At 70.9% G+C, this 21,464-nt stretch carries 18 protein-coding genes and 1 tRNA gene; 8 read left to right on the top strand and 11 right to left on the bottom strand.

The window, feature by feature from the left end; all coding sequences use genetic code 11:
• The first annotated feature begins 156 nt into the window (after positions 1 to 156).
• From ACFC1W_RS01845 to ACFC1W_RS01855, 3 genes are all read left to right on the top strand, one after another.
• On the top strand, positions 157 to 1,056 hold the full coding sequence (locus ACFC1W_RS01845; protein ID WP_375987900.1) for a MetQ/NlpA family ABC transporter substrate-binding protein: 900 nt from the start codon (positions 157 to 159) through the stop codon (positions 1,054 to 1,056).
• A 65-nt stretch (positions 1,057 to 1,121) separates the two neighbouring features.
• Positions 1,122 to 2,159 (top strand): methionine ABC transporter ATP-binding protein, encoded by a 1,038-nt coding sequence (locus ACFC1W_RS01850; RefSeq protein ID WP_375987903.1) that lies wholly within the window; start codon positions 1,122 to 1,124, stop codon positions 2,157 to 2,159.
• Positions 2,152 to 2,811: an ABC transporter permease subunit gene (locus tag ACFC1W_RS01855; RefSeq protein WP_241111108.1), complete on the top strand. Its 660-nt coding sequence runs from the start codon at positions 2,152 to 2,154 to the stop codon at positions 2,809 to 2,811. Before ACFC1W_RS01850 ends, ACFC1W_RS01855 begins: the two co-directional genes overlap by 8 nt.
• A 24-nt stretch (positions 2,812 to 2,835) precedes the next feature.
• Here ACFC1W_RS01855 and ACFC1W_RS01860 read toward each other — a convergent pair whose 3' ends face one another.
• The 9 genes from ACFC1W_RS01860 to ACFC1W_RS01900 form a co-directional block, all read right to left on the bottom strand.
• Complete coding sequence (locus tag ACFC1W_RS01860; RefSeq protein ID WP_375987906.1) at positions 2,836 to 4,389, bottom strand: alpha/beta hydrolase; 1,554 nt, start codon at positions 4,387 to 4,389, stop codon at positions 2,836 to 2,838.
• Positions 4,386 to 5,561, bottom strand: coding sequence for a DNA polymerase III subunit delta' (locus ACFC1W_RS01865; protein ID WP_375987909.1), 1,176 nt, complete (start codon positions 5,559 to 5,561; stop codon positions 4,386 to 4,388). Before ACFC1W_RS01865 ends, ACFC1W_RS01860 begins: the two co-directional genes overlap by 4 nt.
• 49 nt (positions 5,562 to 5,610) lie before the next feature.
• Positions 5,611 to 6,246 (bottom strand): dTMP kinase, encoded by a 636-nt coding sequence (tmk, locus tag ACFC1W_RS01870; protein WP_375987912.1) that lies wholly within the window; start codon positions 6,244 to 6,246, stop codon positions 5,611 to 5,613.
• Positions 6,243 to 8,945 carry a type I DNA topoisomerase gene (topA, locus tag ACFC1W_RS01875; protein ID WP_375987914.1) on the bottom strand — a complete coding sequence of 901 codons (2,703 nt, stop codon included), beginning with the start codon at positions 8,943 to 8,945 and terminating at the stop codon, positions 6,243 to 6,245. The genes tmk and topA overlap by 4 nt, the downstream gene beginning before the upstream one ends.
• A gap of 67 nt (positions 8,946 to 9,012) precedes the next feature.
• Entirely contained in the window at positions 9,013 to 9,330 is a 318-nt protein-coding gene (locus ACFC1W_RS01880) for a helicase (RefSeq protein ID WP_375987916.1), read from the bottom strand.
• A complete protein-coding gene (locus tag ACFC1W_RS01885; RefSeq protein ID WP_375987919.1) occupies positions 9,330 to 9,665 on the bottom strand; it encodes a TadE family type IV pilus minor pilin in 336 nt (111 codons plus the stop codon). The genes ACFC1W_RS01880 and ACFC1W_RS01885 overlap by 1 nt, the downstream gene beginning before the upstream one ends.
• Positions 9,662 to 9,868: a DUF4244 domain-containing protein gene (locus ACFC1W_RS01890; protein ID WP_375987922.1), complete on the bottom strand. Its 207-nt coding sequence runs from the start codon at positions 9,866 to 9,868 to the stop codon at positions 9,662 to 9,664. The genes ACFC1W_RS01885 and ACFC1W_RS01890 overlap by 4 nt, the downstream gene beginning before the upstream one ends.
• 129 nt (positions 9,869 to 9,997) lie before the next feature.
• Entirely contained in the window at positions 9,998 to 10,921 is a 924-nt protein-coding gene (locus ACFC1W_RS01895; protein ID WP_375987925.1) for a type II secretion system F family protein, read from the bottom strand.
• A 164-nt stretch (positions 10,922 to 11,085) separates the two neighbouring features.
• Complete coding sequence (locus tag ACFC1W_RS01900) at positions 11,086 to 12,162, bottom strand: TadA family conjugal transfer-associated ATPase (protein WP_375987928.1); 1,077 nt, start codon at positions 12,160 to 12,162, stop codon at positions 11,086 to 11,088.
• Positions 12,163 to 12,569: 407 nt separating this feature from the next.
• On the opposite strand from ACFC1W_RS01900, the gene acs reads away from it, so the two are divergent.
• Positions 12,570 to 14,534, top strand: a complete 1,965-nt coding sequence (gene acs / locus ACFC1W_RS01905; protein WP_375987931.1) for an acetate--CoA ligase — start codon at positions 12,570 to 12,572, stop codon at positions 14,532 to 14,534.
• A gap of 184 nt (positions 14,535 to 14,718) precedes the next feature.
• Here acs and ACFC1W_RS01910 read toward each other — a convergent pair whose 3' ends face one another.
• Both ACFC1W_RS01910 and ACFC1W_RS01915 read right to left on the bottom strand, forming a co-directional pair.
• On the bottom strand, positions 14,719 to 15,186 hold the full coding sequence (locus ACFC1W_RS01910; RefSeq protein ID WP_375987934.1) for a RidA family protein: 468 nt from the start codon (positions 15,184 to 15,186) through the stop codon (positions 14,719 to 14,721).
• A gap of 4 nt (positions 15,187 to 15,190) precedes the next feature.
• Positions 15,191 to 15,406 (bottom strand): DUF4177 domain-containing protein, encoded by a 216-nt coding sequence (locus tag ACFC1W_RS01915; RefSeq protein ID WP_241111096.1) that lies wholly within the window; start codon positions 15,404 to 15,406, stop codon positions 15,191 to 15,193.
• 111 nt (positions 15,407 to 15,517) lie between these two features.
• On the opposite strand from ACFC1W_RS01915, the gene ACFC1W_RS01920 reads away from it, so the two are divergent.
• From ACFC1W_RS01920 to ACFC1W_RS01935, 4 genes are all read left to right on the top strand, one after another.
• On the top strand, positions 15,518 to 18,283 hold the full coding sequence (locus tag ACFC1W_RS01920) for a transglycosylase domain-containing protein (RefSeq protein ID WP_375987938.1): 2,766 nt from the start codon (positions 15,518 to 15,520) through the stop codon (positions 18,281 to 18,283).
• Complete coding sequence (locus tag ACFC1W_RS01925) at positions 18,283 to 19,224, top strand: metallophosphoesterase (protein WP_375987941.1); 942 nt, start codon at positions 18,283 to 18,285, stop codon at positions 19,222 to 19,224. Before ACFC1W_RS01920 ends, ACFC1W_RS01925 begins: the two co-directional genes overlap by 1 nt.
• A gap of 163 nt (positions 19,225 to 19,387) precedes the next feature.
• Positions 19,388 to 21,343 carry a hypothetical protein gene (locus tag ACFC1W_RS01930; RefSeq protein WP_375987943.1) on the top strand — a complete coding sequence of 652 codons (1,956 nt, stop codon included), beginning with the start codon at positions 19,388 to 19,390 and terminating at the stop codon, positions 21,341 to 21,343.
• 18 nt (positions 21,344 to 21,361) lie between these two features.
• A tRNA-Pro gene (locus ACFC1W_RS01935) sits at positions 21,362 to 21,435 on the top strand.
• The last annotated feature ends 29 nt before the right edge of the window (positions 21,436 to 21,464 follow it).

Raw genomic sequence — 21,464 nt, forward strand, 5'->3', positions numbered from 1 at the left:
ACGCCCCAGGCCGGCGGGTGTCGACGTGTTACGGCGCGATTCGGCCCCCGATGGGGGCCGACGTACCGTCGATGGCGTACCGCGACGCAGCGAGCGCGGTCCGCCGATCGTGCTTGTGGTCCACCCCCGTCGCGGCTTTGACGCACAGGAGCACACATGTCCAAGAAGATCACGATCGCAGCCGCCGCGGCCCTGCCTCTCGCCCTCCTCCTCGCCGGCTGCGCCGGCGCGAGCGCCGAGACCGGTGGCGCAGGCGACGCGGGCACCGACGAGATCGTCCGCATCGGCGTCGTGGGCGCCGGCGACCCCTACTGGGAGACCTACAAGGAGGCGGCGGCCGCCGAGGGCATCGAGGTCGAGCTCGTCGACTTCAGCGAGTACACGCAGCCGAACCCCGCGCTCTCGGCCGGCGAGCTGGACCTGAACCAGTTCCAGCACGTGATCTACCTCGCGACCTACAACGTGGCCGGCGACGACGATCTGCAGCCCATCGGCGCGACGGCCATCTACCCGCTCGGCCTGTACTCGACGCAGTACGACTCGGTCGAGGACATCCCCGCAGGCGCCACGGTGGCTGTGCCCAACGATGAGAGCAACCAGGCCCGCGGCCTGCTCGTGCTGCAGTCGGCCGGCCTCATCGAGCTGAAGGACGGCGGATCGATCTTCTCGACCGTCGCCGACGTCGAGCCGTCGTCGAAGGTGAAGGTCGAGGCGCTGGATGCCGCCCTGACGGCCACGTCGCTGCCCGACGTCGCCGCGGCGATCATCAACAACGACTTCGTCGCCGACGCGGGCCTCAGCTTCGAGGACGCGATCGCGGTCGACGACCCGTCCGACCCGAACGCCCTCCCGTACGTGAACATCTTCGCCGCGCGCGCCGAGGACGCCGACAACCAGACCTATCTCAAGCTCGTCGAGATCTACCAGACCACGCAGGACGTGCTCGACGGCGTGCAGGAGGCTTCGGGCGGCACCGCGGTGCTGCTCGACACCCCCGCCGAGGACCTCGTGACGTCGCTCCGCGACGTCGAGGAAGACATCCGCGCCAACCAGTAGACCCGTCGCGTCGTGCGACCCGTTCGATGCGAGCGGGCCGCACACGCACGTCTCCAGGAAGAACCATGAGCCTCATCCGACTGAGCGGCGTCTCCAAGACATTCCGACCCCCGGGCAAGGACGCCCCGCCCGTGACCGCCGTCGACGCCGTCGACCTCGAGATCGCTGCAGGCGAGGTGTGCGGCATCATCGGATACTCCGGCGCCGGCAAGAGCACCGTGCTGCGCCTCGTGAACGCACTGGAGACGCCGACGAGCGGTACCGTCACGATCGACGGCCGCGACGTGACGCGGCTGCGTGAGCGCGAACTGCGGGAGCTCCGCGGCGACATCGGCATGATCTTCCAGCAGTTCAACCTCTTCGACTCCCGCACGGTCGCCAAGAACGTCGCCTACCCCCTCGAGATCGCGGGGCGGCCACGCGCCGAGATCTCCGCGCGGGTCGACGAGCTCCTCGCCTTCGTCGGCCTGGCCGACAAGGCGCGCAACCACCCCGAGCAGCTGTCGGGCGGGCAGAAGCAGCGCGTCGGCATCGCCCGCGCCCTGGCGACGAGCCCGCGCATCCTGCTCGCCGACGAGGCGACCAGCGCGCTCGATCCCGACACGACGCAGGAGGTGCTCGGGCTCCTCCAGCGCGTCAACCGCGAGCTGGGGATCACGATCCTCGTGATCACGCACGAGATGGACGTCATCCGCACCCTGGCCGACCGCGTCGTCGTGATGGAGGCAGGGCGCGTCATCGAGAGCGGCGAGGTCTTCGACGTGCTCTCGGCGCCGCAGCATCCCTCCACCCGCCGGTTCGTCTCGAGCATCATCGAGGACGTCCCCGTCGGTGCGCAGCTGCGCACCCTCCGCGACCGCCACCCCGGCCGCATCGTCACCTTCACCGTGCGCGACGGCGACGTCACGCAGGCCGACGTGTTCGCCGCGCTCTCCGCGCACGGCGTGCGCTTCGAGCTCATCCACGGGGGGATCAACGACATCCGCGGCCGGGTGTTCGGGCATCTGACTCTGTCGCTCAACGGAGAGCCGGCAGCCGTCGACGCCGCGATCGCCGCAGCGTCGGCGTTCGCGGCGCTCATCGAGGAGGACGTCCGTGGATAGGCTCATCGACCTCCTCCCCGAACTCTGGGCAGCCACCGCCGAGACGCTCTATATGGTCACCGTCAGCCTCGTGCTGGGCGGCTTCGGCGGTCTCGTGCTCGGCGTCGCCCTCTACGCCACCCGTGCGGGCAGCCTGTTCCCGAACCGCGCCGTGTTCGGCACCCTGAACGTGATCGTCAACACGGTCCGCCCGATCCCGTTCGTGATCCTGCTCACCGCGCTGCAGCCGCTCGCCCGCAGCGTCGGCATCCCCGGGATCGGCACCAACTTCGGCGTGTTCGTGATCTCGATCGCGTCGCTCTTCGCCATCAGCCGCATCGTCGAGCAGAACCTGCTCACCGTGCGTCCCGGTGTGATCGAGGCCGCCCGCGCTGCGGGTGCCAGCCGGTCGCGGATCCTCTTCCGGCTCATTCCGCGTGAATCGCTGGGGCCGCTCATCCTCGGCTACACGTTCATCGTGGTGGCCCTCGTCGACATGACGGCGATGGCGGGCGCGGTCGCAGCCGGCGGGCTCGGCGACTTCGCGATCGTGTACGGCTTCAAGCAGTTCAACCCGTGGGTCACGTGGGCTGCCGTGGTGGTCATCATCATCATCGTGCAGGGCGTGCAGTTCCTGGGGAACGCCCTGGCCCGCCGGGTGCTGCGCCGATAGCCGAGCGGATGCCCGGGCGCCCGGTCAGTCGCAGGTGACGTCGCCCTGCGGGACCGTGCCCTCGAGCAGGTACGCCTCGACGGCCTCGTCGACACAGAGGTTGCCCTTGTTGTACCCCGTGTGGCCCTCGCCCTCACGGGTGATGAGCACGCCGGACGCCAGCTGGTCGGCCAGCGACACCGACCACTCGTAGGGCGTGGCGGGGTCGTTCGTGGTGCCGACCACCAGGATGGGCGCGGCGCCCTCGGCGGCGATGGGCTCGCGGACGCCCGTGGGCGGGTACGGCCAGTCGTCGCACGGGTTCGCACCGAACCAGTACGGCGCGACCGTGGGGGCCTCCTCGGCGAGCCGCGCGCGGGCCGCGGCGATCTCGTCCGGGGTCGCCTCGGTGGGGTAGTCCATGCAGTTGTACGTGCGGAACGCCTCGGTCTGGTTGCTCAGGTACTCGCCGCCCTCACGGTCGTAGTAGAAGTCGGCGAGGAGGAAGGCGGTCTCGGGGTCGCCCTCGAGCGCACCCTGCAGGGCGAGCGACAGGTACGGCCAGCTCTCCTCGGCATAGAGCGCCGCGACGATGCCGGTCATCAGGGAGTCGGCGCCGAGCTCGCGACCATCGGCCGCCGGGAGCGGGTCGCGATCGACCCCCGCGAGCAGCGTGCCGAGATCGGCCATCGCCCCGTCGACGGTGCCCCGGAACGGGCAGTCGCTGCCCTCGAGACAGTCGGCCATGTACGCCCGCAGTGCCGACTCGAAGCCGATCCCCTGCACGATGTCGACCTCGAGGTTCGAGATCGCCGGATCGACCGCGCCGTCGAGCACGAGACGGCCGACCTTCTCGGGGAACAGCTTCGCGTACGTCGCGCCCAGGAAGGTGCCGTAGCTGTAGCCGAGGTAGTTCAGCTCGCGGTCGCCGAGCACCGCGCGCAGCAGGTCCATGTCGCGCGCGCTGTTCTCGGTCGTGATGAACGGGATGATGCCGTCACTGTTGGCGTCGCACGCGTCGGCGAACGCCGCATGACGCTCGCGCAGCTCTTCGGCCCAGGCATCCGTCCCCCGCTCGTTCTCGGGGATCTCGAACAGGTACGCGTCCATCTCGGGAGCGTCGAAGCAGCGGACCGCGGTGGACTCGCCCACGCCGCGCGGGTCGAAGCCGATGACGTCGAATTGCTCGCGCACCGGCTCGCCGACGGCGTAGGCGAGCGAGTCGCGGATGAGGCCGACGCCGCTGGCGCCCGGGCCGCCCGGGTTGGTCAGCAGCGAGCCGATGGCCTCGCCGCCGGTCGCACGGCTGCGGATGACCGACAGCTCGATCTCGCCGGCGGACGGGTCCTCCCAGTCCAGCGGGGCAGTGACCGTGGTGCAGTCGAACCCGTCGCCGCACGTGCTCCAGTCGAGCTCCTGCCCGTAATAGGGCAGCAGGTCGGCTGCCACGCCCTCGGTGTCGGGAGCAGGGCTCTCGGTCGACGGCGGAGCCGAGGTGTCGGGGATCATCGCGTACAGGCACCCGCTCAGGGCGAGGGATGCCGCCGCCAGGCCGGCGACGATGGCGATGACGCGGCGAGCGCGGCGAGGAGTGTTCACGGGGTCCTTCCGCTCGCGACAGTCACGAGCATGCTCTCGAGGGCGAGCGTGGGCGCAGCGTTGAGCTCGACGTTCTCGCGCGTCACGCCGATGCGGTCGACGACGGTGAGCGTGCGGTCGACGGACCAGGCGCTCGCGAGCGACCGCAGGTCGGGCTCGAGCTCGCGGTTGATGAGGTCGGCGTCGCGCCCGAACTGCAGCATCAGCACGTCGCGGAACATCGACTCGAGGTCGGTGAGCACCCGGTCGATGCCGTCGCGCAGACTGCGCGTCGCCCGGCGCTTCTGGTCGTCTTCGAGCGCCGAGAGCTGCGAGCGGACGGCCGGCGGCACGGCGGCGCCTTCGGCGATGCCGAGCGTGCGCAGCAGCGTGGTGCGCTCGGCCTCGTCGCGCTCGGCGGTGAGGGCCTTGGCGTCTTCGGTCGCGGCCTGCACGATGCGGCCGGCGACCTCGACCGCGTCGCCGACTCCGCGCACGCGCAGGACGGCGCGCAGCGTGTCGTCGCGGCGGGCGCGGGCCGCGGCATCCGTCGCCAATCGCTGCGCCATGCCGATGTGACGCTGCGCGTGCCGGGCGGACTGCTCGGCCGTCGCGCTGTCGACTCCGGTGCGCTCGACGATGAGGCGCGCGACGTCGGAGATGCCGGGCTCGCGCAGGCGCAGCGTGCGCACGCGGGAGCGGATCGTCGGCAGCAGGTCGGCGTCGCTCGGAGCGCAGAGCACCCACACGGTGCGCTCGGGCGGCTCTTCGAGCGCCTTGAGCAACACGTTCGAGGTGCGCTCGGCCATGCGGTCGGCGTCTTCCATCACGATCACGCGGTAGCGGCCGAGCGAGGGCGAGAAGTACGACCGCTCGACGAGCGCGCGGGCGTCTTTGATCGAGATGATCACGCCCTCGGTGCGCAGCGCCGTGAGATCGGGGTGGGTGCCGGCGAGCACCTGGCGCATCGCGTTCTCGTCGCCGGGCTCGGCGATGAGGGCCGCGGCGAACGCGTAGGCGAGCGTCGAACGGCCCGAGCCGGGCGGGCCGGTGATCAGCCAGGCGTGGGTGAGCGAGGCGGGGTCGGATGCCGCTTCCTGCAGGGTCTCGACCGCGGCGTCCTGCCCCCAGACGGCTCCCCAGGGAACCTCTGCGAGGGCGCTCGAGGGCGCCGTGCCCGCCGTGGATTCCATGCTCGTCAGCCTAGTCGCGGGGAACGACGGTGCCGCCCGGCCAGCCCGGTCAGCCCAGCAGTCCGGCGACGCGGTCGCGCACGGCCGCCGTCAGCTCGGCGGCCGGAAGCGTCGCGTCGAGCACGAGGAACCGGCCGGGCTCGGCGGCCGCGAGGGCAAGGAACTCTTCGCGCACGCGCACGTGGAAGGTCTCGCGCTCCGCCTCCAGCCGGTCGAAGGGCTTGTCGTCGGCATCGAGGCGCTGCCGGGCGACCGTAGGGTCGAGGTCGAGGAGCACGGTGAGGTCGGGCAGCAGCCCGGCCGTCGCCCACAGCGACAGGTCGCGCACCTCGTCGCGGCCGAGCACCCGGCCGGCGCCCTGGTAGGCGATGGACGAGTCGAGGTAGCGGTCCTGGATGACGACGTCGCCGCGCTCGAGTGCGGGGCGCACCACGGTCTCGACGTGGTGCGCGCGGTCGGCGGCGTAGAGCAGCGCCTCGGCGCGCGGCGCGACCTCGCCCCGGTGGTGGAGCACGATGTCGCGGATGAGCGTGCCGACCTCGGTTCCTCCCGGTTCGCGCGTGCGCACGACCGCGTGCCCGGCATCCGTCAGCCACTTCTCCAGCAGCGACGCCTGCGTGGTCTTGCCCGCGCCGTCCCCGCCCTCGAACGTGATGAAGAGTCCGGGGTGCCCTGCAGCGGTCACTTCTTCGCCGGGGCCTTCTTGGTCGCCTTGCGGGTGGTGCGCTTGGGCGCCGGTCCCTTCGCGCGCTTGTCGGCGAGCATCTGCACGGCGATCTCATAGGTGATGTCGTCGGGCGTCTGGCCGCGCGGGATGGTGACGTTCGTCACGCCGTCGGTGACGTACGGGCCGAACCGGCCGTCCTTCACCTTGATCGGCTTCTCGCTGACCGGGTCGTTCTCGAACTCCTTCAGCGCGCTGCTCGCGCCGCGGGCGCCGTACTTCGGCTGCGCGTAGACGGCGAGCGCCTCGTCGAGCGTGATGTCGAAGATCTGCTGCTCACTCTGCAGCGTCCGCGAGTCGGTGCCCTTCTTGAGGTACGGACCGTACCGGCCGTTCTGGGCGGTGATCTCGGCTCCGGACTCGGGGTCGACCCCGACGACGCGCGGCAGCTCGAGCAGGCGCAGCGCGGTCTCGAGGTCGATCGTGTCGACCGACATCGACTTGAACAGCGAGGCGGTGCGCGGCTTGGGCGCCGCCTCCTTCTTCGCGCCGCGCTTCTTCGGCGCCGACTCGGGCTCGGGCGCCGCGACGATCTCGCCGGTGGCCTCGTCGACCTCCTCAGCCGCGGGCGGGTCGGCCTCCTGCACGTACGGGCCGAAGCGTCCGTCCTTCACGATGACGAGCTTGCCGTTCGCGGGGTTCTCACCGAGCACGCGGTCGCCCGCCACGGGGGCGTCGATGAGCTCCTGCGCCTTGGCGGGCGTGAGCTCGTCGGGGGCCAGGTCTTCGGGGATGTTCACGCGACGGGGTTCACCGTCGGGCTGCTCGGCGTTGGCGACCTCGAGGTACGGACCGTACTTGCCGAAGCGGAGCGTGGCCACGTCGCCGATGGGCGTGGAGTTGAGGGCGCGCGCGTCGATCTCGCCGAGGTTGTCGACGATGTTGCGCAGACCGACCTGCTCTTCCGAGCCGAAGTAGAACTGCTTCAGCCAGTCCTCGCGCTTCTGCTCGCCGCGGGCGATGGCGTCGAGGTCGTCTTCCAGGGCCGCGGTGAAGTCGTAATCGACGAGGTCGGCGAAGTGCTGCTCCAGCAGCCGCACGACGCTGAACGCCAGCCAGCTCGGGATCAGCGCCTGGCCGCGCTTGGTGACGTAGCCGCGGTTGAGGATCACGTCGATGATGCTCGCGAACGTCGACGGACGGCCGATCCCCTTCTCCTCCAGCGCCTTGACGAGGCTCGCCTCGGTGTAGCGGGGCTTGGGGCTGGTGGAGTGACCCTTGGGCTCGACGTCCTTCAGGCGCAGCACGTCACCGACCGCGAGCGCGGGCAGCGCCTGGTCGTCGGCCTTGTCGGCATCGCCGCGCTTCTCGTCCTTGCCCTCTTCGTACGCCTCGAGGAAGCCCTTGAAGGTGTACACGGTGCCCGACGCGGTGAACTCGGCACGGCGTCCGCCGGCGTCGACGGCGAGCGTGACCGTGGTGGTCTCGTACTTCGCGTCCGACATCTGGCTGGCCATGGTGCGCTTCCAGATGAGGTCGTACAGGCGCAGCTCGTCGCGGTCGAGCTCGGAGGCGACCGACGCAGGTGTGCGGAAGGTGTCGCCCGAGGGGCGGATCGCCTCGTGGGCCTCCTGCGCGTTCTTGCTCTTGCTCGCGTACGTCCGCGGGTTGAGCGGCACGGCCTTCTCGCCGTACATCGCGACGGCCTGCTCGCGCGCCGCCTGCACGGCCTGCGTGCTGAGCGCCGTCGAGTCGGTGCGCATATAAGTGATGAAGCCCTTCTCGTAGAGACGCTGAGCGACGCTCATCGCGTGCTTGGCGCTCATCGAGAGCTTCCGGCCGGCCTCCTGCTGGAGGGTCGACGTGGTGAAGGGCGCACGCGGGCTGCGGGTGCCCGGCTTGGCCTCGACAGCGGAGACGGATGCCTCGGCCGCAGCCTCGATCGCGGCGGCGAGCTCGCGGGCGGCCTCTTCATCGAGGACGACGACGGCCTTCTTCAGCTGGCCACGGTCGTCGAAGTCGGTGCCGCGCGCGAGGCCGGCGCCGTCGACGCGGGCGAGGCGAGCGGCGAAGGACTCTGCGTCCTTCACGGCCTGCGTCTCGATGTCCCAGTAGGAGGCCGAGACGAACGCCATCCGCTCGCGCTCACGCTCGACGACCATGCGGGTCGCGGCGGACTGCACGCGTCCGGCCGATGTCCCCTGCTGCACCTTGAACCAGAGCACGGGGCTGACGTCCCAGCCGTAGAGACGGTCGAGGATGCGCCGGGTCTCCTGCGCGTCGACGAGCGCGAGATCGAGCTCGCGGGTGTTCTGCACCGCGGCCTGGATCGCGTCCTCGGTGATCTCGTGGAAGACCATGCGCTTGACCGGGACCTTCGGCTTCAAGGTCTCGAGCAGGTGCCACGCGATGGCTTCGCCCTCGCGGTCTTCATCGGTGGCGAGCAGGAGCTCGTCCGCCCCCTTCAGCGCGCGCTTGAGCTCGGCGACCGTCTTGCGGCCCCGATCGCTCTCGACGTAATAGGGGTCGAAGCCGTTGTCGACGTCGATGGAGTACTTGCCGTACGCCTGCTTCTTGTCGGCCGGGATGTCCTTCTTGTCCGCGAGATCGCGGATGTGCCCGACCGAGCTGAGCACCTCGTAACCATCGCCGAGGTAACCCTGGATCGACTTCATCTTCGTCGGAGACTCGACGATGACGAGCTTCTTGCCTTCTGCCAACGGGGGCGTCCTTTCTTCGTCGCAAACCATACACGCCAGTTCCCGGAGTGGTCGCTGTGAGTCGTGGTCAGGGCGGCGGACCCGCGCGCGCCGACGCACCGGCCCGGAGGACGCCGAATCGGACCGAGACGGTGACGGTGGCCACCAGTCCGTCCAGGTCGCAGGCGTCGAGCGCGACGCCGACAGCCGCGGCCAGCTCGGCCGCGCGGTCGCACGGCACGCCGGTCGCCGCACCGGAGGCGGCATCCGCTGCGGCGAGCGCGGCGGCGTCGGCCGCGCCGGCGACCCGCTGCCCGACGACCGCTGCCGATGCGACAGACGCCAGCCCCAGCATGATCGCCGCTGCGGCACCGATCAGGCCGGCCGTCGCCGCGGTGCCCGGCATCAGAGACCGCCGGCGAGCGCGCAGCTCGTTGCGGCGAGCGTGAGAGGAAGCGCTGTGGCGACCGTGCCGGTCACGCACACGAGGTCGCCGCGCGGCTCGACCGAGGACGTGGCTCCGGGGGCGACCGACGCGACCGCGGCGCGCACGCGGTCGGCCGGCTCGCCCCGCGCCGCGAGACGGGCCGCGTCGGCGACGGCGTCCTGCAGTCGCACCTGCCGTGCACCTGCCGCCAGGACGCCGACGCCGACGACCAGCACGACGATGACCGCCGGCAGCGCGACCGCGAACTCGGCGACGACCGACCCGCGATCGTCGCCGGGTCTGCGGCGGATCACGCGACCGTGAGCGCGCGGCGGATGAGGTCGGTGAGGATGCCGCGCACCTCGTCGCTGCGCATGATCACGACCAGCAGTCCGGCGAAGGCCACGGCCGCCATCGTGGCGATCGCGTACTCGGCGGTGGCCGCGCCGGTGTCGTCGGCATGCGTGTCGGCGAAGAGCTTCGCGGCGCGGCGGGCGGTGAGAAGAGGAACGGTCATGAGGTCTCCTGTCGTGGGTGTGCGTGGGGTGGGCACGGGCGGGTGCCGTCGGGGCGGGCGGCGGGCACGGGCGGGTGTCGTCGCGTCGGCTTCGCGTGCCGGCTCGATGCCGGCACTGGTGGCCAGGCATCAGAACGCGGCGGGCATGGTCGACATGACGCTGAGGAGCATCGGCGCGACGCCGAGGAGAAGAAAGGCGGGGAGCGTGCACACTCCGAGCGGGAGGAGGAGGCGCGCCGACAGCCGCGCTGCGCGCAGCCGGCCGTCGATGCGCGACCGGTGACGAGCGAGTGCCGCCGTCGATCGCAGCAGTTCGACCGCCGGCACTCCCGCTGAGCGCGACAGAGCGAGGGCGGCGGCGGTCGACGCATCCGCTCCCCTCCCTCCGGCGTCGGCGACGATTGCCGTCGCCCGTTCGATGGAGACGCCGCCGCTCAGCGCGATCGCGAACAGCTCGGCGTCGAGGCCGGGAATGCCGGCGTCGTCGCGGGCCCGGCGCACGAGGTGGGCGCTCCAGCAGCGGGCGGCGATGATGAGGACGCCACCGCCGAGCAGACACGCGACACCCAGCGGCCGACCGAGCAGCGTCCCGAGGGTGTCGAATCCGAGCGCCGCGCCGAGGGCGACGGCCACGAGCGGCAGCCACCCCATGAGCCGGGCGGTACCCGCAGGCTCGGCGAGGGCGACGCGCACGTCGTCGCTCGCCTCCTGCGCGTCGCGCAGCGCGGTGGCCAGGCCGCGCAGGCTCTCCGCGAGCGGCGCGCCCACCGTGGTCGCCACTCGCCAGGCCGCGGCGACCTCGGGCCAAGGATCATGCGCCGGCTCGCGCCGCCGCGTCTTCGGCCGGGGACGCGGCGGCGCGGCCCGCGCGATGGCGTCGGCCAGCGGCATCCGCTTCTCGCAGCCTCGGACGACGCGAGCCGCTGCCGAGTCGCCGGCGTCGGCCAGATGCGCCCAGGCCCGCGCCGGCGAGAGTCCCGCCTGCAGCAGTACGGCCAGTCGCAGCACCGTCTCGGCGACGGCGCAGCCGGCGTCGGGCGAGACAGGGGGCACAGCATCCGAACCCGCCGGTCCCGCCGGACCCGCCGATCCCGCCGGACCCGCCGATCCCGCCGGTCGCGTCGGTCCCGCCGGACCCGCCGGACCCGCCGGTCCCGCCGGTCGCGTCGGTCCCGCAGGCCGAGGCGACACCACCTTGGCACCACCGCCCCGTGAACTCACCGTGCGTCCCATGCGACCTCCTCGATCATCAGCCGGCCCGCAGAGTCGACCCGCGGGCGTCCGATGCCCGTCAGGTGGCGCCCGCTGCCCGACCGCTCGACGTGCAGCACGAACCCGATCGCGCTCGCGACCTGGCGCGCGACCGCGTGGTCGTCGAGCCCGGCGAGGGCACCGAGGGCCTCAAGTCGCGCGGGCACATCGTGGAGACCGTTCGCGTGGAGGGTGCCGGCACCGCCATCGTGGCCGGTGTTCAGCGCCGACAGCAGCTCGCGCACCTCTTCTCCCCGGCACTCCCCGACGACGAGCCGGTCGGGACGCATCCGCAGCGCCTCGCGCACGAGCCGCGCGAGACCGATCGCCCCGGCCCCTTCGAGGTTCGCCTGCCGCGCCTCCAGCCGGACGTGGTGCGGATGGTCGACCCGCAGCTCGGCGACGTCTTCGATCGTGACGATGCGCTCGTTCGGCGGGGCAGCGCTCAGCAGGCTCGCGAGCAGGGTCGTCTTGCCGGCGCCCGCAGCGCCTGTCACCAGGATGTTCTCGCGGCGCGCGATCAGCTCGTCGAGTCGTGCGCGCGCCTCGTCGCCGAACATCCCGGCGGTGTGGAGGTCGTCGAGGCTCGGCCGGTCGAGCCTCGGCACGCGGATCGACAGGACCGTGCCGTCGGCGGCGACCGGCGGCAGAACCGCGTGGATGCGGATCCCGCCCTCGAGCCGCACGTCGACGCACGGCGTCGCGTCATCGATGTGACGGTCGCCCAGCCCGATGAGCGCAACGGCGAGTCCGCGCACCTCTTCTTCATCGGCATGCCAGGCGGAATCCCGGATGGGGCCGGCACCTCGGTCGACGAACAGCCCCGACGCACCGTTGACGAACAGATCGGTGACGTCCGGATCGTCGAGGTGGCCGGCGAGCGGCTCGAGCGACGGATGCCGCGGCCTCACCCGCACCCGGCCGGCCGGCGCGTCCGGCACCCAGGGCGCAGTCGACACCGCTTCCATCGCCCGCGCCGGGACGACGCGTTCCAGAACGGGCGCCGCGGTGCTCCGCGGGCGGACGACGAAGGGCTCGGTCATGCCTCGACGGTAGGAGCGCCCTGCCCGGCGGGAACGCCTCTGCCCTCGCTCCGGGGACGAGCGCTCCGGCGCAGCGGCTGGGGAGGAGGCGCCGCGGGCGATCTGTCACCGAAAACAGGGGCGGCATCCCATGGGGGGAATGGGATGCCGCCACGCGCGACACACCACTTCGGGGGGTGATGGGGGTGCCGCAATGCCAGAATCGATGTTCGGCCGTGGGACAGCATATGTGAGGAAGGGGTCCGTGCAAAACAGTTGATGAGAGCCTTCTCACTCATATATCGGTCGAGTCGAAAAATTCGCGGCCCCTACTAACGGGGGTAGTCACTCCGCGGCACCGGAACTACATTTCTCGTCAGACTCGCCGGAGTCCCGGCATCGCCCACTCGCGCAAAGGAGCGTGCTCAATGAGCAGCCAGATCGACCACCTGCTGAACGAGGACCGCCGGTTCGCGCCGTCCGAGGACTTCGCCGCGAACGCCGTCGCCACCGCAGACCTCTACGAGCGGGCCTCCGCGGACCGCGAGGGCTTCTGGGCGGACCAGGCGCGCGAGCTGCACTGGCACACCCCCTTCACGAAGGTCCTCGACTGGTCGAATCCGCCGTTCGCCGAGTGGTTCGGCGACGGCGAGCTCAACGTCGCGTACAACTGCCTCGACCGTCACGTCGAGGCAGGCAACGGTGACCGCATCGCCCTGCTCTGGGAGGGCGAGCCCGGCGACGACCGCCGCGTCACCTACGCCGAGCTCACCGATGAGGTCAAGCGCCTCGCGAACGTGCTCGAAGGGCTCGGCATCGGGCACGGCGACCGCGTCGCCATCTACATGCCGATGATCCCCGAGGCCGTCGCCGCCATGCTCGCGGTGGCGCGCATCGGCGCGATCCACTCCGTCGTGTTCGGCGGCTTCTCGGCCGACAGCCTGCGGGCGCGCATCGACGACGCCGGCGCCAAGCTCGTCATCACGGCCGACGGCGGCTACCGCAAGGGCAAGGTCTCGGCGCTGAAGCCCGCGGTGGACCTCGCCCTCGCCGACCGCGGTCAGGGGGTGCAGGAGACCGTCGAGCACGTGCTCGTCGTCAAGCGCGGCGGCAACGACGTGGACTGGACCGACGGCCGCGACCTGTGGTGGCACGACGTCGTGCCGCAGGCGTCCGGCGAGCACGAGGCGCAGCCGTTCCCGTCGGAGAACCCGCTGTTCATCCTCTACACCTCGGGCACGACCGGGAAGCCGAAGGGCATCCTGCACACGTCCGGCGGCTACCTCACGCAGGCAGCGTTCACGAACCGGGTCGTGCACGACATCCACCCCGAGACCGACGTGTTCTGGTGCACGGCCGACATCGGCTGGGTCACCGGCCACACCTATGTCACGTACGGACCGCTCGCCAACGGCGCCACGCAGGTGCTGTACGAAGGAACCCCCGACACCCCGCATCCCGGCCGCTGGTGGGAGATCGTGCAGAAGTACGGCGTCACCATCCTCTACACCGCGCCGACGGCCATCCGCTCCTTCATGAAGATCGGCCGCTCGGTGCCGAAGCAGTTCGACCTGTCGTCGCTGCGTCTGCTCGGCTCGGTGGGCGAGCCGATCAACCCCGAGGCGTGGATGTGGTACCGCAAGATCATCGGCGGCAAGACCGCTCCGATCGTCGACACGTGGTGGCAGACCGAGACCGGCGCGGCCATGATCTCGGCGCTCCCGGGCGTCACCGAGACCAAGCCGGGCTCTGCGCAGGTGCCGCTCCCCGGCATCTCGATCGACGTCGTCGACGAGGACGGCTCGCACGTCGGCAACGGCAACGGCGGGCTGCTCGTGCTCACCGAGCCGTGGCCCTCGATGCTGCGCGGAATCTGGGGCGACCCGGAGCGCTTCGTGGAGACCTATTGGGACAAGTTCCAGAAGCAGGGCTTCTACTTCGCCGGCGACGGCGCCCGTCTCGACGACGACGGCGACGTGTGGCTGCTCGGCCGAGTCGACGACGTGATGAATGTGTCGGGCCACCGCCTGTCGACGACCGAGATCGAGTCGGCGCTGGTCGGCAACGAGGCGGTCGCCGAGGCGGCGGTCGTCGGCGCCTCCGACGAGACGACCGGACAGGCGGTCGTGGCGTTCGTGATCATCAAGCAGTCGTACCTGTCCGCGCACGCTCCGGACGGTCTCGCGCAGACCCTGCGCCAGTGGGTCGGCGAGCAGATCGGGCCGATCGCCCGCCCCCGCGACGTCTACATCGTCGGCGAGCTGCCGAAGACCAGGTCGGGCAAGATCATGCGCCGCCTGCTGCGCGACGTCGCCGAAGGCCGCGAGGTCGGCGACACCACGACCCTTGCCGACACCGCCGTGATGAGCGTCATCTCCGCCCAGGTCAGGTGATGCGCGAGCGGCGGCGCGAACTCGCCCGGCACGCCCTCGAGGGCTATCCGGACGGTCCCGCCGCCGCTCTCGCCGCTCCCGGCCGCGCCCGCCGGTGTCCCTTCCTCGCGAGACTGCATTTCCGCGCCGAGACGGCGCCCAGCGCGCGCAGTCTCGGCGCGGAAGCGACGTCTCGCGGGACGGGTCAGGCGAAGGAGAAGACGACCTCGACCTCGACAGGCGCGTCGAGCGGCAGCACCGGCACTCCCACCGCGGACCGCGCGTGGCGGCCGGCCTCGCCGAAGACCTCGCCGAGCAGCTCGCTCGCGCCGTTGATGACGCCCGGCTGGCCGGTGAACTCGGGGACGGATGCCACGAACCCGGTGACTTTCACGACTCCGGTGAGGCGATCCACCCCGCCGACCGCGGCAGCGGCTGCGGCGATGGCGTTGAGGGCGCACTGGCGCGCATAGCCCTTCGCGTCGCCTGCGGGCACGAGGCCGTGCCCGTCGCCGACCTTGCCGGTCGCGGGCAGCGCGCCCGAGACCATCGGCAGCTGGCCGGCGGTGAAGACGAGGTCGCCGTGCGCCTTGGCGGGCACATACGCGGCGACCGGCGGCACGACGTCGGGGAGATCGATGCCGAGGTCGGCGAGCTTCTGGGAGACGGTCATGGGATCAGTTCCCCTCGAACTGCTGGGATGCCTGGGCCGCGGCATCCAGTCCGGAATTCTGGGCGCCACCGCCGACCGGACGCTTGAGATACGCCACGAGGCCTCCTTCGGGGCCCGGCACGATCTGCACGAGCTCCCAGCCCTGCTTGCCCCAGTTGTTGAGGATCGCGGCGGTGTTATGGATCAGAAGGGGCGTGGTGAGATACTCCCACGTCGTCATCGCGGCTCCTCGAGTCGGCGAGCGGAAACGGGCTGGTGAAGACTGGGAAACACCCGCGTGGGCGCACGTCCGTCAGGGAATCGCCCAGGTAATTCCCTTACGATCAACCCTATGCCTGATAACAAACGAACGGCTAGCGGTGTGCTCGGTGGGATCACGGGCGTCGTCGGCCTCAGCGCAGTCGCGGGTGTTCTGGTCGCCGCTACGGTGACCCCCGCGATCGCTCTGTCGGGTGCCGCTGCGACCAGCGCCATCACGATGTTCGACAATCTCCCCAGCGTCCTCGAGATCGATGATCTGATGCTGCCCAGCAACTTCTATGCGACCGATCCCGAGACCAAGAAGCCCGTTCTGCTGGCCAAGTTCCTCGAGCAGGACCGCACGCCGGTCACGTACGACCAGGTCTCCCCCGTCATGTACGACGCCATCCTCTCCAGTGAGGACCCGCGGTACTTCCAGCACGGCGGCGTCGACCTCATCGGCACCACCCGCGCCATCCTGTCGAACGCGCAGGGCGGCGGCGAGACGCAGGGTGGATCGACGATCAGCCAGCAGTACGTCAAGAACGTCCTCATCCAGAAGTGCGAGCAGAACGCCGAAGCGCACGAGGAAGAAGACGAGAACGGCGAGATCGTCCAGATCACGCGGGAGCAGGCCCTTCAGGACTGCTGGGTCGCCGCGACCACCGCGAAGGACGACGAAGGCTACATGCGCAAGCTGCAGGAGATGCGCTACGCGATCGCCCTCGAGCAGAAGTACTCGAAGGAGGAGATCCTCCTCGGCTACTTCAACATCGCCAACTTCGGCGGCACGACGTACGGCGTCGAGGCTGCCGCTCGGTACTACTTCAGCACCACCGCGGCGAAGCTGACCATCGCGCAGGCGGCGACGCTCGCGGGCATGGTGCAGAACCCGAACAACTACCGCATCGACAAGCCCGGCGGGTCGATCTTCGGATCGGACGGCACCGCCTTCAACAAGGCGCCCGACGGCGTCATCGACGAGGGCGCGAACATCCGCGTGCTCGACGCCCTCGTGAAGTCGGGTGAGATCACCGAAGAGCAGCGCCTCGCCGCCGCCGACGGCTACACCTCGACCAAGGTGCGCCAGCTGTACGTGCTGAGCCGCATGCTGGACGACGGCAAGATCACGCGCGAGCAGTACGTCGAAGCCGCGGCCTGGCCGATCACGCCGGCGATCAAGCCCACCAAACCCGGCTGCCAGGCGGCCGGCGGTGCCGCGTACTTCTGCCAGTACGTCAAGTACGTCATCCTCAACGACCCCGCGTTCGGCGAGACCGAGGAAGAGCGACGGGAACTCCTGTCCCGGGGCGGGCTGAACGTCTACACGACCCTCGACTCGCGCGTGCAGTCTGCCGCGCAGAGCGCGATGGGCGAGCTGGTCCCGTCCTCCTTCGACATGCCCACCGGTCGCACCGTCCCCTCGAAGGGCCGCCTGGGATCGACCGTGGTCAGCGTGGAGGCGACGACGGGTCGCATCCTGGCGATCGCCCAGAACACGAAGTTCAGCGAGGACGCCTCGGTCGCCGGCGATCCCAACTACGCCTCTCTGGTCTTCGCCGGCGACACCACGTACGGCCGATCGGGAGGCTTCCCCGCCGGATCGACGTTCAAGCTCTTCACGCTGATCGACTGGCTCGAGAAGGGCCACTCGGTCAACGAGACGCTCAACGGCACGACGCGCGTCTTCAAGAAGATGACGAACTCGTGCGAGGGCGACTGGTACAACGAGGGCAACGTCATCGTGAAGAACTTCGGCGGCCAGGGCGGCATGGTGTCCACGCCGATGCGGTTCACCGCACAGTCCACCAACACCGGCTTCTTCGCGATGGCCGAGAAGCTCGACCTCTGCGACATCAAGAAGGTCGCGACTCGCATGGGCGTGACGCAGGCGAACGGCAACGAGGTCGCCATGACCAACCTGAACTCGGTCATCGGCACGAACCCGGTCTCGCCGCTGGCGATGGCCGGCGCGTACGCCACGGTCGCCAACAACGGCGTCTACTGCCAGCCGCAGGCGATCGACCGTGTGACCGACGCGGACGGGAACGATCTGCCGAAACCGGAGCGCAGCTGCACCCCGGTGCTCGAGCCGAAGGTCGCGGCGACGGCCGCCTACGCCCTGCAGGGCGTCATGAACGGCGGTACCGGCGCCGGCGGCAATCCCTACGACGGCACGCCGCTCATCGGCAAGACCGGGACGCACGAGGAGATCCAGACCTGGCTCGTCGAGTCGAGCACCAAGGTCGCCACCCTCGCGTGGGTCGGCAACGCCGACGGCGGCGGTGACGTCTTCCATTCGTGGCCGAACGGGAATCGCCTGTCCGACGTCCGGTACCAGCTCGTCAAGCGCACCCAGTCCGCCGCGAACGCCGCCTACGGTGGCGGCCAGTTCGCCCAGGCGGACGCCGAGCTGACGCGCTTCGTGCTCACCGATCTGCCCGACGTGCGCGGCATGACGGTCGACGAGGCCACCGCCAAGCTGAGGGATGCCGGGTTCGATGCGGTCGTCGGCAAGGCGGTCAGCTCCGATGTCCAGAAGGGCCTGGTCGCGGAACAGAACCCCGGCCCCGGCAAGGTGGCGGGCGGAACCACCGTCACGATCAGCCCCAGCAATGGACAGGGCATCAGCGTGCCCGATGTGAGCGGCATGAGTCTCGACAGAGCGATCGCAGAGCTGCGCCAGTCCGGATTCGGCAACGTGCAGGCCGGTCGATGCAAGACCGACGCCGACGCGGGCGGAGGGGGTCGTGTGATCAACACCGACCCGAAGGCCGGAAGCGTGATCAACCGCAACTCGTCGATCAGCGTGAACTACGGCGCCCCCGACTGCAAGAGCGGTCGCGGGAACGACTAGTGTCGCCCCGCGCTCCACGCACCGCCCTCACCGCGCTCGGCGCAGTGGGGGCGGTCGGCGTGGCGGCGGCGATCTGGGGCATCGCCATCGAGCGATATCTCTTCACCGTGCGGTTCCACGAGGTGCCGATCCTTCCAGCCGGCTCCGTCCCGCTGCGTGTGCTGCATCTGTCCGACGCGCACATGGCGCCGTGGCAGCGTCGCAAGCAGCGCTGGATGGCCGCCCTCGTCGACCTGGAACCCGACCTCGTCATCAACACGGGTGACAACATCGGCCATGAGGACGGGTTGCGCGGACTGCGCGCCGCGTTCGACCCGCTGCGAGGCATCCCCGGCGCGTTCGTGCATGGATCGAACGACCACATCGCACCCTCGCCGCGCAACCCGTTCAAGTACCTCGTCGGTCCCTCCACGAGCGGGGTGAATGCGCCGGAGGAGCCGCTCGACAACGAGGCGCTCGACGGTTACCTGGCAGACGAGCTCGGCTGGCTCGACCTCAACAACTCGGTCGGCTCGCTCGACGTCGCCGGCCGGCGGATCGACGCCTTCGGAGTCAGTGATGCCCATCGCGGCTGGGATCGCCTGGACGTGCTCCCCGAGCTGATCGAGGGGCTGCGCGACGAAGACTCCACCGTGCCGATGATCGGCGTCACGCACGCCCCCTACCGCCGCGTGCTCGACGACTTCGTCGACCTCGGCGCCGACATGATCTTCGCCGGGCACACGCACGGCGGGCAGGTGCGCATCCCGGGCTCCCCCGCGGCGCTCGTCGCCAACTGCGACATCCCGCTGCGACAGGCGCGCGGGCTCAGCGAATGGACGCGGCTCGATCGCACCGTCCCGCTCAACGTGAGCGCCGGCCTCGGCCACTCCATCTACGCTCCGGTGCGCTTCGCGTGCCGGCCCGAGGCCTCCCTCATCACCCTCACCGCCGCAGGCTGACGCTCGGCCCGGTCAGGCGCTCCGGCCCGGTCGGGCGCGGCACACAATGCCGCCTCCTCCCCAGCCTCTCGGAGCGCCTGCTTCACCACAGTGACGCCCAGTGGCCGATCGCACGGTGCCGTCAGCGCGGAGGATCGTCGACGTCTCGAAAAAGGGAGTCGACATGGACCACGTCCCGCTCGCCCGCTTGCGCGGTGCCCCGCTCACCCTGGCTCTCATCGTGGCCGTGATCGCGGCGATGGTGCTCCTGCCGGCGAGCCCGGCGCAGGCGGCGTCGCGCGGAGCCGGGTTCGGCTCCTGGCAGCCCGTGTCGGCGTACGGCTGGCACGGTTCGATGATGGTCGGCGGCGTCCACACGTACTGCATCCTGCCCGGCGCTCCGGCGCCGACCGGGCCGACCACCGACCTCGGCGTGCGCACGTCCGTGCGCGGTCCGAGCCCCCAGCAGCTCGCGGGCATCAACCACCTCGTCACCGTCTACGGTCAGACCGACGATCCGGTGCAGGCCGCGTCAGTCGCATGGGCGGTGAAGGCGATCGCCGACTGGGATGCCGCACTGCACCACTACGGGTATCGCGGGGACTCGCTCGCCGGTGCCGTCAACTGGACGTTCTCGGCCCTGTCGCCTCGCCACAACGCCGAGATCCAGAAGCGTGCCGTCGCGTACTACGAAGAGGCACGCCGCGTGCGCGTGCCGCCTGCGCCGCGCGGGGAGCTCGCGTTCACGACCGACCCCGCCGACCCGACCCGCGGGACCGTGACCGTGCGCACCCCGGCGAGCGCTGCGCGGGGCACGCTCACACTGAAGGGCGCTGTGTTCGCCCAGACCGGTGCCGCCACCCTGACCGGCGCCAAGCCGGACGTCGCGTATGCGGTCCGCTCCGCGGCGGGCAAGCCGGGCCGTCCGCACACCGTGACGGGGTCGGGGCGGTTCGAGGCCGGCATCGCTGCCGCCGTCCGGCACTTCACCACGTCCGGCGGACAGGACACCGCTGGACCGGGCGGGCGCGTGTCTGTCACGGTGACGGGGAGGGATGCCGCGCCGCGCGCATCCGGCTTCTCCCCGGTCATCTCGACCCAGGTGATCGCTGCCTACATCGCGGGCGGGCCGTTCATCGACGACGTCACCGTCCGCGTCGCCGACGGCGAGTGGCCGCGCACCGCGCGCGGGTCGTATCTGCCGCTGCGGGCGACGGCCACCGTCTACCGCACCCGGGCGGAGCCGAAGGAGGGCGCAAGAGCGCCTGCCTCCGCGGAGCCCGTGGGCGAGCTCGAGCTCGTCACGGACCCGTCGGTCGGGCCGCGGAAGGCCCACCGCGTGACGTCCACGTGGAGGGCGGACGAACCGGGCTTCTATGTCGCCGTGTGGAGGATCGCCGCCTCTGCTCAGCCCGACGCCCACGCGCTGCGGCTGCCGAAGGACTACCTGTGGGAGGAGCGGTTCGGCGTCGCCACCCAGATGACGATGGTGCCGGATGTCTCTTCGCGCGCCCAGGCATCGGCGTCGGCAGGCGAAACGGTGAGCGACACGATCATCGTGGGCGATCCGCTGCCGCCGGAGGGGCTCGACGTCGGTTCGGCGCTCTATCGAGCCCAGGAAGGGGTGGCGGCGGGCGAGACGTGCGCGGATGAGCGGCTGGTGTGGGAATCCCCGCTTCAGCGCGTCACCGCGCCGGGAGAGGTCACCGTGACCTCACCACCGATCGCCGCCGCGGGCACCTACTACTGGCAGGAGCGGGCGCTCGACGCCCAGGGAGCGGTCGTCCACCTCGGCGCCTGCGGCATCCCCGACGAGACCTCGACCATCGTCCCGGCGCCGACGCCCACACCGCAGCCCACTCCCGAGCCCACGCCGACCCCGGAAGCGACGGCCACGCCGCAACCCACGCCCACCCCGGAACCGACCCCCACCCCGACGCTCGTCCCCCCGGTGACCGCTCCCCCGCCCGCGTCGCCGCCGGCGACGCCGTCGGGCGGCCCGGGCCTCGCGCTGACGGGGATGCAGCCCGATACGCTCCGCACGATCGCGGCTGCCGGAGTCACCGCACTCACCCTGGGGGCGACCGCGTTCGCGTATCCTCGACGACGGCGGTTCGGAGCACCCTCCGCCATCGGGTAGACTCGGGGGGTTGGAAATCGGGGTGTGGCGCAGCTTGGTAGCGCGCTTCGTTCGGGACGAAGAGGCCGCAGGTTCAAATCCTGTCACCCCGACCGACAAGAGGCTCCGCCGGAAGGCGGAG

Origin of the sequence: Microbacterium sp. NPDC056003, assembly GCF_042274785.1 — a bacterium.
Taxonomy (GTDB): Bacteria; Actinomycetota; Actinomycetes; order Actinomycetales; family Microbacteriaceae; genus Microbacterium.

What these genes read in the sequence shown, in the direction of transcription:
- ACFC1W_RS01845 (WP_375987900.1), top strand. Translation starts at nt 157, where the DNA reads ATGTCCAAGAAGATCACGATCGCAGCCGCCGCGGCCCTGCCTCTCGCC.
- ACFC1W_RS01850 (WP_375987903.1), top strand. Translation starts at nt 1,122, where the DNA reads ATGAGCCTCATCCGACTGAGCGGCGTCTCCAAGACATTCCGACCCCCG.
- ACFC1W_RS01865 (WP_375987909.1), bottom strand. Translation starts at nt 5,561, where the DNA reads ATGGAATCCACGGCGGGCACGGCGCCCTCGAGCGCCCTCGCAGAGGTT.
- ACFC1W_RS01880 (WP_375987916.1), bottom strand. Translation starts at nt 9,330, where the DNA reads ATGCCGGGCACCGCGGCGACGGCCGGCCTGATCGGTGCCGCAGCGGCG.
- ACFC1W_RS01890 (WP_375987922.1), bottom strand. Translation starts at nt 9,868, where the DNA reads ATGACCGTTCCTCTTCTCACCGCCCGCCGCGCCGCGAAGCTCTTCGCC.
- ACFC1W_RS01900 (WP_375987928.1), bottom strand. Translation starts at nt 12,162, where the DNA reads ATGACCGAGCCCTTCGTCGTCCGCCCGCGGAGCACCGCGGCGCCCGTT.
- acs (WP_375987931.1), top strand. Translation starts at nt 12,570, where the DNA reads ATGAGCAGCCAGATCGACCACCTGCTGAACGAGGACCGCCGGTTCGCG.
- ACFC1W_RS01910 (WP_375987934.1), bottom strand. Translation starts at nt 15,186, where the DNA reads ATGACCGTCTCCCAGAAGCTCGCCGACCTCGGCATCGATCTCCCCGAC.
- ACFC1W_RS01915 (WP_241111096.1), bottom strand. Translation starts at nt 15,406, where the DNA reads ATGACGACGTGGGAGTATCTCACCACGCCCCTTCTGATCCATAACACC.
- ACFC1W_RS01920 (WP_375987938.1), top strand. Translation starts at nt 15,518, where the DNA reads ATGCCTGATAACAAACGAACGGCTAGCGGTGTGCTCGGTGGGATCACG.
- ACFC1W_RS01930 (WP_375987943.1), top strand. Translation starts at nt 19,388, where the DNA reads ATGGACCACGTCCCGCTCGCCCGCTTGCGCGGTGCCCCGCTCACCCTG.